The sequence below is a fragment of the Halomonas sp. BC2 genome, assembly GCF_002078115.1.
GTDB classification, from domain to species: Bacteria; Pseudomonadota; Gammaproteobacteria; order Pseudomonadales; family Halomonadaceae; genus Vreelandella; species Vreelandella stevensii.
Window position 1 is genome coordinate 3,483 of the sequence record NZ_LFGT01000005.1, and the last position, 2,089, is coordinate 5,571.

Below are 2,089 nucleotides of genomic sequence, written 5' to 3' on the forward strand. Positions count from 1 at the left end.
GGGTGGCCAGCGCGGCCACCACGGCAGCCAACCAGGCGCCCCACTGCATGGGGTGGCTGCCACCGCTCTTGCGCAGCTGCCACTGCCGCCACAGGCACACGCTTACCAGCAGCGAGGTGCCCACGGCCGCCCAGGTCAGCAACAGCACCAGCGTGGTCAGTTGGGCATCGTAAAGCACTGACTTGACTCCCCACTTGCTGACCAGCCCGGCAGCCAGGGCACCTGTCAGCGATACGCCCGGCAGCGCCATCAGTGCAAACAGCAGCGGTACACGCCAGCGGGGCATGTGTTCGCTGATGCTGGTTCCCATGAACAGCGCCCCTTTGGCCAGCGCATGATGGGCCGCAAACAGCACCAGCCCGGGCAGCAGCAGTAGCCACGCCTGAGGCACCGTCAACCCGGTGCCTACCAGCGCCGTCAGCATGCCCATCTGGCTGATACTCGAATAGGCCAGCACGGCCTTGGGGTGACGCTGCCACACACCATACAGGGCAGCCCCGAACGCGGCGGCCAGCCCCAGCGCCATCATGGCTTGGCCCAGCAGTACCAGTTCAGGCGCCAGACCCGACTCGCCCAGGGGCAGCACGTTCAGCCAGCCCAATAGCCCGGCCTTGATCATGGCACCGCTGAGCACCGCGCTGGCGGGCGCAGGGGCGACCGGGTGGGCCAGCGGGAGCCACACATGCAGCCCCACCACCCCGGCCTTTACGCCAAACCCCAGCCATAGCAGCAGTGCCATCCAGGCGCCGTGCTCCGAGCGGGCAATGGCCTCGCGAACGCCCTCCAGGGTCAAGGTGTCGATGGAGCCAGCCGCCCATAGCAGCCCCCCCAGAATCAGCCCTTCGCCCAGCACGGCGAGAATCAGGTAGGCCCGAGCCCCCAGACGCGCCTCGGCGCTGCCGCTATGCACCACCAGCGCGTAGGCGGCAAAGGTCATGAGCGCAAAGCCCAGGTAAAAGCTGGCAATGTCCTGGGAAAGGATCAGCAGGACATTGCCCAGCAGGGCCAGGGGCCACAATAGCGTCAACCGCTGCAAGCGCCGCTGAGCGTCGTCATCGCCCCCCCGAGCCAAGGCTTCCTCGGCGGCAAAGTAGCCCCGGGCATGCAGCGCTGCCAGGCTCCATAGCAGCGCGCTGAAGGCCAGCCAGGGGCGGCTCAGCGTATTCAGCTCCCACCAGCCCCCCAGCATCCAGGCTTCCAGCACCCAACGGCCTTCAGCCATATAAGCCAGCAGTAACGCAGGCCAGGCGGCGCTGACCCATAGCCACGAACAGTAGCGCCGCTGCGCTGGCGGGGTGCGGTAGGCATGCCATACCGCCCCGGCAGCCACGCACAGCGGCCAGAGCAAGGCCACGGCCAGCAGCAGTGTCGTCATCATGGTAGATACTCCCCTACCGCCACCCGCGTTGCCCAATCCAGAGGGCTAAACGGCAAGCCTGCCAGCAACCCGGCCCCCAGGCTGGCCAGCGCGGTAAACACGGCTGGCCACAACAGCCAGCCATGGGTTTCCAGGCGCCCCAGACGCTGCTCGTTGGGCCACGCACCCACCCCGTGATCGGGCCCCTGCCGGAACCAGAGCCGATGCAGGATAGGCAGAAAGTAAATGGCGTTCAGCGTGCTGCTGGCCACCAGCACCGCCACCACCCAATACATCTCGGCCTGGATGGCGCCAATGCCCAGGTACCACTTGGTGATGAACCCCGCGATGGGCGGCAGCCCGATCATGCCCAGCGCCCCCACGGTAAAGGCCAGACTGGTCAGCGGCATGCGCTTGCCAGCACCGTCCATCTCATCGATGCGATGAATGCCCAGCTCTTCGGCGTAGTTGCCCGCGCAGAAAAACAGCGTGACCTTCATCAGCCCTTGGTGGAGCAGATGGGCGAGCGCACCGATGGTGCCGAAAGGCCCAAACAGGCTGACCCCCAGAACCACATACGACACCTGACTGATGGTCGAGAAGGCCAGCCGTGGCTTGAGTTCCTGCTGGGCGATGGCCCTCAGCGAGCCATAGATGATGGTGATGGAGGCCGCGATGGCCAAGGCCGTGGTCACCCCCAGTTCGACGCTCAGCTCGATCCCGTAGAGGTCA

General features: G+C 66.3%; 2 protein-coding genes. Both read right to left on the reverse strand.

What is annotated here, in order from left to right; genetic code table 11:
• The coding region (locus B7L71_RS03525; protein WP_081136039.1) for a proton-conducting transporter transmembrane domain-containing protein at positions 1 to 1,378 on the reverse strand (1,378 nt) is incomplete at its 3' end.
• Positions 1,375 to 2,089: proton-conducting transporter transmembrane domain-containing protein (locus tag B7L71_RS03530; RefSeq protein WP_283160397.1), on the reverse strand; the 715-nt coding region annotated here is incomplete at its 5' end. The genes B7L71_RS03530 and B7L71_RS03525, both read right to left, overlap by 4 nt.